The sequence below is a fragment of the Pseudoalteromonas sp. S1612 genome, assembly GCF_005887175.1.
Taxonomy (GTDB): Bacteria; Pseudomonadota; Gammaproteobacteria; order Enterobacterales; family Alteromonadaceae; genus Pseudoalteromonas; species Pseudoalteromonas undina.
This window is the reverse complement of the sequence record NZ_PNDH01000033.1, coordinates 47,002-55,384: the sequence shown is the minus strand read 5'-3', so window position 1 is coordinate 55,384 and position 8,383 is coordinate 47,002. Positions and strand designations below refer to the sequence as shown.

6 protein-coding genes are annotated in these 8,383 nt (G+C 39.8%); all 6 read left to right on the top strand.

What is annotated here, in order from left to right; genetic code table 11:
* Positions 1 to 320 precede the first annotated feature (320 nt).
* The 6 genes from CWB78_RS12860 to CWB78_RS12835 all read left to right on the top strand — a co-directional run bounded on the left by CWB78_RS12860 (position 321) and on the right by CWB78_RS12835 (position 8,366).
* A complete protein-coding gene (locus tag CWB78_RS12860; protein WP_138595938.1) occupies positions 321 to 1,763 on the top strand; it encodes a glyceraldehyde-3-phosphate dehydrogenase in 1,443 nt (480 codons plus the stop codon).
* Positions 1,764 to 1,955: 192 nt separating this feature from the next.
* Positions 1,956 to 3,083, top strand: a complete 1,128-nt coding sequence (locus tag CWB78_RS12855; RefSeq protein ID WP_138595936.1) for a M14 family metallopeptidase — start codon at positions 1,956 to 1,958, stop codon at positions 3,081 to 3,083.
* A gap of 373 nt (positions 3,084 to 3,456) precedes the next feature.
* Entirely contained in the window at positions 3,457 to 4,959 is a 1,503-nt protein-coding gene (locus tag CWB78_RS12850; RefSeq protein ID WP_138595934.1) for an alanine/glycine:cation symporter family protein, read from the top strand.
* Positions 4,960 to 5,082: 123 nt separating this feature from the next.
* Positions 5,083 to 5,409 (top strand): hypothetical protein, encoded by a 327-nt coding sequence (locus CWB78_RS12845; protein ID WP_008114079.1) that lies wholly within the window; start codon positions 5,083 to 5,085, stop codon positions 5,407 to 5,409.
* 1 nt (position 5,410) lies between these two features.
* Positions 5,411 to 5,692 (top strand): YeaC family protein, encoded by a 282-nt coding sequence (locus CWB78_RS12840; RefSeq protein ID WP_008114080.1) that lies wholly within the window; start codon positions 5,411 to 5,413, stop codon positions 5,690 to 5,692.
* On the top strand, positions 5,682 to 8,366 hold the full coding sequence (locus CWB78_RS12835; protein ID WP_138595932.1) for a DUF349 domain-containing protein: 2,685 nt from the start codon (positions 5,682 to 5,684) through the stop codon (positions 8,364 to 8,366). The genes CWB78_RS12840 and CWB78_RS12835 overlap by 11 nt, the downstream gene beginning before the upstream one ends.
* The last annotated feature ends 17 nt before the right edge of the window (positions 8,367 to 8,383 follow it).

Here is an 8,383-nt window from a genome sequence, read left to right as displayed (position 1 = left end):
AACGCAGCATCAATGCCAAACAGGCGCTGCCCGAAGGGTTCTGCCTAGGGGCGATTTACTCTTTGTTGCTCGGTTTTGATTTAGCCCACTAGGTTACAAACCTCGCGCCGCGATTAAATTGCCCCTAGTTTGAACAAATTTTAATCCGCAAAGGTCAACAGACCCTCATATAATATTATTCTAGCCTAAACTTTAGTCTCTAACAGTAGAGAATAAAATGAGATTAAATTAGAATAGGCCTGCCCGAAGGAATGTGTTGCTCTCAAAATTCGATACATTCTTAGGCTATCCGTTCAAAATTGTTTAATTAGGTAAAAAAAATGACCTCATCTCACGAGTTAGAATACACAAGTAGCTGGCAAGAACGTCAAGATTACGCTGAAAGCATGCAACCAATTATTGGTAAATTGTACCGTAATCGTGGTATTGAAATCGCTGTTTACGGCCGTCCATTAGTAAACTCAAGCACTATTGATATTATTAAGTCTCACAAATCAGTAGCCCAGTTTGAAGGAACTAAACTTCGCCTGCGTGAAAGCTTCCCATTCTTAGAAGCTATCAGCAAAATGGAATTAAATTCTGCCCGTATCGATATTGGTAAATTAGCATACAGCTATTTATACACAGATGCTGCGAATGGCCGTTCAGTAGAAGAGTTCGTTAAAGACGAACTAGCTGAAATTGTTAATTCTGAGCCTAAAGCGCCACGTGACGTAGTACTTTACGGCTTTGGTCGTATCGGCCGCTTATTAGCACGTTTGTTAATTGAAAAATCAGGCCCATACGCCGACTTAAACCTACGCGCTATTGTTGTGCGTGGTGGTAAAGACGGCGATTTAGAAAAACGTGCAAGCTTATTGCGTCGTGATTCTATCCATGGTCCGTTTAATGGTTCAATCACCATTGATACAGAACGTAATGCTATTAAAGCTAATGGTAGTTACATTCAAGTTATCTACGCTAATTCGCCAAGCGAAGTTGATTACAGTGCCTACGGTATCGAAAACGCACTTGTTGTTGATAACACAGGTATTTGGAAAGATGAAGCTGGCCTTGGTCAACACTTAGAATCTAAAGGTGCTGCAAAAGTATTATTAACAGCGCCAGCTAAGGGCAACATTAAAAATATCGTTTACGGTGTAAATAACCAAGATATTTTACCTGAAGATAAAATTGTATGTGCTGCAAGTTGTACAACTAATGCAATAACACCAACATTGAAAGCATTAAACGATCAGTTTGGTATTAAGAATGGTCACGTTGAAACAGTTCACTCATACACTAATGACCAAAACTTAATTGATAACTACCACAAAGCAGAACGTCGTGGTCGTGCTGCGGCACTTAACATGGTTATCACTGAAACAGGTGCAGCTAAAGCGGTATCTAAAGCATTACCAGAGCTTGAAGGTAAACTAACAGGTAACGCAATTCGTGTACCTACACCAAACGTATCGTTAGCTATCTTAAACTTGAATCTTGAAAAGAGCACGACGGTTGAAGAACTTAATGCGTTTTTACGTGAAACAGCACTTCACTCAGACCTACGTGATCAAATCGATTACACAGCATCAACTGAAATCGTGTCTACCGATTTAGTGGGTAGTCGTTACGCAGGTGTTGTTGATTCTCAAGCAACGATTGTTGATGAAAACCGTGTTGTACTTTACGTATGGTACGACAATGAGTTTGGTTATAGCTGCCAGGTAGTTCGCTGTATGCGCGATATGGCAGAAGTCTCATTCCCAAGTTTACCTCGATAAACACTTGAGCAATTAAAAAAAGCCAGCACTTGCTGGCTTTTTTAGGTCTGAAGATTTTTAAAGTGTAGTGGTTATGGTACGCTTTATTAAATTGAGTACGTAGTAATAGCCGTTTAAAGTGCATTAACACGTACTTACCTCTTGGCTAAATCCTTTGGTCAAGACACACAGTTAACTAATAGGTTTGTTGTAATGAAAATCAGTAGCAATTTTGACAGTGGTAATATTAAAGTTATTGAAGCCACCGATCCGTTAAATATTCAGTTAGAAATTAATAAAGATCATCAGTCTGAGTTTTATCAGTGGTTTCACTTTCGTCTTGAAACAACGCCTTATCAATTACATCAGTTAAATATTAATAATCTTGATAAGTCTGCATACCCAGATGGTTGGGTAGACTACCAAGCTGTTGCCTCATACGACCGTCAAACATGGTTTCGTGTACCGTCTTCGTATGAAAATGGCACACTAACATTTGAGCTTGAGCCTGAGTGTAGCAGCGTTTACTTTGCCTATTTTTCTCCTTACAGCTACGACCGCCATTTAGACTTATTATCATGGGCACAAAGCCAAGAGCTTTGTCAGTTAGAGACGCTAGGTCAAACCCTTGATGGCCGTGATATGAGCGTGCTTAAAATTGGTCAGCCAAGTGCAGATAAAAAAATCATCTGGGTCACGGCTCGCCAACACCCGGGTGAAACTATGGCAGAGTGGTTTGTAGAAGGCTTATTACACAAGCTGCTTGACGATGAAGACCCACATGCAGCAGCCTTACTATCAAAAGCGGTATTCTATGTAGTGCCAAATATGAATCCAGATGGCAGTGCACGTGGTCACTTACGTACTAATGCTAAAGGGGTTAACTTAAACCGTGAATGGCAAACACCAAGCATGGAAAATAGTCCTGAAGTTTACTTAGTGCTTAATAAAATGCGAGAAGCAGGCTTAGATATGCACCTTGACATTCACGGGGATGAAGCCATTCCATATAACTTTGTTGCCGGTAGTGAAGGCATACCAAGTTATGATGCACGCCTAAAAGGCCTTGAAGACAGCTTTAAAGCCGCGCTTTTAACTATTACTCCAGAGTTTCAAGATACCCATGGCTACGATAAAGACGAACCAGGTCAAGCTAATTTAACAGTAGGTTCATCAGCGACCGCTGAAGAATTTAAAGCGCTTACTTACACCGTTGAAATGCCATTTAAAGATAATAATGACTTACCTGATCCAGATTACGGCTGGTCAGATCGTCGTTCATATCAATTTGGTCAAGATACCTTAGCAGCCATTGTTAATGTTGTAGACAACTTAAGATAAAACGCTTGTTTTAAAGGGTATCAATAATTTTGATGCCCTTTTTATTTAAGGCTAAACCGGCCGTATCAAAAAATAAAAATCATTTCCCACCATCACACTAAAACGTTTCAATACACCTTCTCGACAGATTTAATAACCTATAATTTTAATCAATTCCCACTTAGTTAAACGTTGTCTTAGCAGGCTCAATATAAATAAACAATAAGTTGTTTTGAAAATTAACTGTTAACAAGGTTGGGTACTTAAGTTAATATCGATTGAGCAATAAGAAAGACGAAAAAGATTAACCCCTTATTTCGTAAAGCTTATGACAGGTATTCTGAGTAGCAGAGTATGGTAATTAATAATAATAAATATAACTGTGAGGATGTTCATGGAAGCTTTTGTAAGCGCCGTTAATGATGTTGTTTGGAGTGATGCACTCATCTATTTATGCCTAGGCGCAGGCTTATTTTACTCCGTACTAACTCGATTTGCTCAAGTTAGACATTTTAAAGAAATGTGTAAGCTATTATTTAGCCCCAACACCTCAGAAAAAGGGATCTCATCTTTTCAAGCTCTTGCTGTTTCATTGTCTGGCCGAGTAGGGGTTGGTAATATTGCCGGTGTTGCAGCCGCAATCGGTTTTGGTGGTCCGGGCGCTATTTTTTGGATGTGGGTTGTTGCTTTTTTAGGTGCAAGCACTGCATACGCAGAATCAACATTAGGTCAAATTTATAAACTAGAAGAAGACGGCCAATACCGCGGTGGTCCAGCCTATTATTTTGACCGTTGCTTAGGGCAAAAGTGGCTGGCTGTATTATTTGCTGTGTCGGCAATTATAGCCTGTGGGGTTTTCTTACCAGGCGTACAAGCAAATGCTGTGGGCAACGCATTCACTCAAGTATTTGGTGATGGCACTATGGTCTCTACAACTTTTGGTGACGTAGGCAGTTTTAAACTCGTTGCATTGGCCATTATTCTAATCGTTTTAGCGTTTATTATCTTTGGTGGTATAAAGCGCATTGCTAATTTTACGCAAATTGTAGTGCCATTTATGGCGCTTGGTTACATCGTATTGGCCTTAATTATCGTATTTTTAAACATAGACAAAGTACCAGGCATTTTCTCGCTTATTATTGGTGATGCATTTACAGCTCAAGCAGGCTTTGGCGCTGCAATTGGCTGGGGTGTTAAGCGTGGTATCTATTCTAATGAAGCCGGTCAAGGTACAGGTCCTCATGCAGCGGCGGCAGCAGAAGTTGATCACCCTGCACAGCAAGGTTTAGTGCAAGCTTTTTCTGTTTATGTTGATACACTTTTTGTATGTACAGCAACGGCATTAATGATCTTAATGACGCAGCAATACAATGTAGTCGGCACTTTGCCAGAAGGACAATTCATTATACAAAATGTTGATGCGGCAACTGAAGTGGGATCAGCAGCATTTACCCAAATGGCGTTGTTTAGTGTATTTGGTAGCTTTGGAGAAGCGTTTGTAGGTATCGCTTTATTCTTCTTTGCTTTTACCACTATACTTGCTTATTACTTCATTGCTGAGACTAATATCGCGTACTTAAATCGCTACTTTAAAGGAAGTATTCCGCTTGTAGTGGTAAAACTTATGATTATGTTTATGGTAGCCTACGGCATGGTTAATAGCTCAGGTTATATTTGGACTATTGGCGACATAGGCGTTGGCTTAATGGCGTGGATAAACATATTGGGTATATTAGCTATTTTCTTTGTCGCTAAACCGGCCTTAACATGTTTGAGTGATTATGAAGACCAGAAGAAGAAAGGTGGAGAAATCACGTTTGATCCCGTTAAATTAGGGATTAAAAACGCCACTTTCTGGGAAAAACGTCTTGAGAAGCAATCTAAAGACGCTGAATAAACAGACCCTAATAACCTAATATGAACTATTGGGTTAAATTCAAAAAAGACAAAGAGCAATAAAACAAGTACAATGAAAAGCGCCGAAAGGCGCTTTTTTTATGCGTAGTATGGAGAGAGATGTATGGCGATTATTCGTTGCCCCAAATGTGCAAAATCAATTTCAGATAAACATCCGCAGTGTCCACATTGCCAAAGTAACGTTGCTGAATTAAATGCCGAGCAAGTTCAACAACTTCAACGTGAGCAGCGAATTAAAAAGCAGCAAATGTTTATGAACCACTCCTTTTTAGCGCTGATCTTATTTTTAGGTGGCTTCTTTTGTTTGTACTTCCTACAACCTCAAGAAAAAACACTTCAGTGGTATGCGTATACCTCAGCCATAGGCATTGGCTGTATTTGGTACCTTATTAACCGTATTATTTTAGTGACTCTGAAAAAGAAAAAATGACATGAATATTGACAACCTAGTACAGAATATTACTCCAGAATTATTTGAGCGCCTACAATATGGTGCATCAACAGGAAAGTGGCCAGATGGCACACCTTTATCAGATGAACAAAAACAACAAACAGTGCAACTTGTGATGTTGTATCAAGCAAAAGTAGCACAATCAAACGAGCAGTTTACCATTGGTGCAGATGGAGAAATGATCCAAAAAACCAAAGCGCAACTACAAAAAGAATTTAAATCAGATAACGAAATAGCTAGGTTCAGTGAAAATGATCTTTAAACACCTTTTTACACCAAAATGGAAACACCCGAAGCAACAAGTTCGTTTAGATGCGATTGAAAAACTTGATGTAGCACGCGACGTAACAATTTTAAGTACCTTAGCGCTTGAAGACTCATCGGCTGAAATTCGCCGTAAAGCACTGCAAAAAGTAAACGATTTACCGCTTTGGTGGAAAGCTTACAAGCAAGATCAGGCATTAAAAGATGTAGCTGAGCAGCAAATATCGTCTGCTGTATTAAACAGTGAAAGTAGCTTATCGGCGCAGATTAAAAATGAGTACATTGAACGTTTTGCACCGGTTAAAACCCTTGAAAAATTGGCATTTGCAGAAAAAGAGTTACAAGTAAGAGTAAAGTTATTAAAACGCCTAGCAAACCCTAAACTGATTGAAAAAGCTTTTAAAGAAGCCAATGAAGAGCTGCAAAAGCAGTTAGTTGACTTAGTCATTACACAGCAGTTAGCTAAAGCTTTGTTAAAGCATGCTCAAGGTGAAGCTAAAACGGCCCTTGAAAGCCATCTTGAAAACGAGCGTTTAGCGCTTGAAATGCCAGCGCAAGTTGAAAATGCTACCCGTGTTATTTTAGCCAAGCTTAATGCACTGCGTGATAAACACGACTACGCTATTGTTGACCCACAAGCCGCCGAACTTATGGCACAGTGGCAAGCACTAGAGTTAAAATGGCTAAACGAAGAACATGTAAAAACCCTTGATGCTAAATATATTTCAATTACCGATAAGCTTGATGCCCACATTGCCATACTAAAAGCGCAGCACGAAGTAGAGCAGCAACGTTTAGCGCAACAACAGCGCCAAGTTTTAGCGTTAGCTACGTTAGAAGCATTAAGTGAAGAAATTGAGAATGCATTACAGTTAGGGTTAGAAACGCCAGAGCAAATTCAGCAAGACTGGCTTAATGCAAAAGTAGCGCAAGCGAAAGACACGCTAGATAAAACGGAACTGGTGGCTGATCAGCAATCAAAACAAGTGATTAATAAGCTTGAGCAATTATTCTCACAAGTTGCTAAGTTGCCTGAGCTAACTGCGGCGATTAAAGAATATAAAATTGCCTACAATGCGCTTAGTGAAATAAAACCTGCAGAGCAACTTAGCGATTACGATCAACAGTTAACAGCATTCAATAATACCTTTAAAACTGCACGCAGCCACTTAAATTTACTTAGCGCTGATTTACAAACGTCATTTAAAGCTCAGCTTAATGCGCATAAGAAGCAGTTTTTAGCTGCAATGAGCGAACTCACTAAGCCGTTAGAAAAAACTCAAAGCCAAGCTAAGCGAAAAGCGCGTGATGTTAAACGTTTAATTGAAGAAGGGCGTTTTAATGTTGCATTTGGTGTATTTAAAGGCTTCGAAGAGCTATTTAATGCCCTAACTGAGAAATACCAACAGCCGCTGGTTAACTTAAAAGCTGATCTAGAAGCGCAGCTAGCTGATGCTAAAGATTGGCAAAAGTATGCAGCGGCCCCTAAACGCACTGCACTTTTAGAAGAAGTAACACTGTTAGTTGATGAGCCTTGTAACGATCCGCAACAGCGTGCTGACCAAGTTAAAGTATTGCGTAAGCGTTGGAATGAACTAGGTCGCCTTGATACAGAGCAAGAAAAGCAGCAAGGAAATGAGTTTGATGAAAAAATTGAGCTATTGTTCGCACCTTGTCGTAGTTATTTCGCAGAGCAAGAAATCCAGCGTGAAGCGGCTAAAGTAGAGCGTGAGCAACTAATAGCGCAAATGCATGCACTGCATTTACAAGCGACAGAGGATGCTGATTTAGATTGGAAACAATTTGAAAGCCACTACAACCGATTACAAAAAGCATGGCGTAGTGTAGGTAAAGTTGATCCTAAAACATACCGAATTTTAAACGAGCGTTATAAGGCAGAACAGCAGCTAGTTGTATCTTCACTTAATGCGTTTCATAAAGGCAATGCCGCACTTAAAAATGAGCTCGTTGAGCAAGCGCAACAGCTATCTCAAAGTGAAAACCTAGCAGAGGCGTGTCAGCAGTTAAAGCAGTTACAGCAACAATGGCAGAGTATAGGGTTTGCAGGCTTAAAAGCTGAGAATGCACTATGGCAAAAATTCCGTGAGTTTAATGATGCAACATTCACTAAACGCAGCGAAGAGTTTGAGCAACAAAAACGCGAGCAAGGTGAATCAGATAAGCTAGCAACAGCCGAACTAAATGAGCTCGAAGCGGCTTTAAATAGTGTTGAAGGTAAAGCCCAATTACTTGATCTGCAAACCAAAGTTAAAGGGTATATGCCATTTAAATCGTTAACGCCTAAAGTATCCGCTTTATTGTCAGCTATAGATGAAAAGCTAACCGGATTAGCTGCCAAAAACGAACAAGCTAACTTAAACGCATTATTTGTTGCGCTTGAGAATAATGAGCCAGTGCCAAGTCAGTATACTGGTGTGGTAAAAACGTCATTAAGTATCGAGCAGTTGCTAACCCGTATGGAAATACTAGCCAACGTTAGTTCGCATGACTCAGCGCAAAGAATGGTTGAGCAAGTGGCAATGCTTGATGACAAGCACCGTGGAGACCACGCTGATTTAAACTATTATTTAAAGCAATTAATTGCACTCAGCGAAGGTTCAGTCACAACTGACACACTAGCAAGGTTAAAAGTTATTTTTGCTGTAAACTAACTTTTATCAACTAAAAT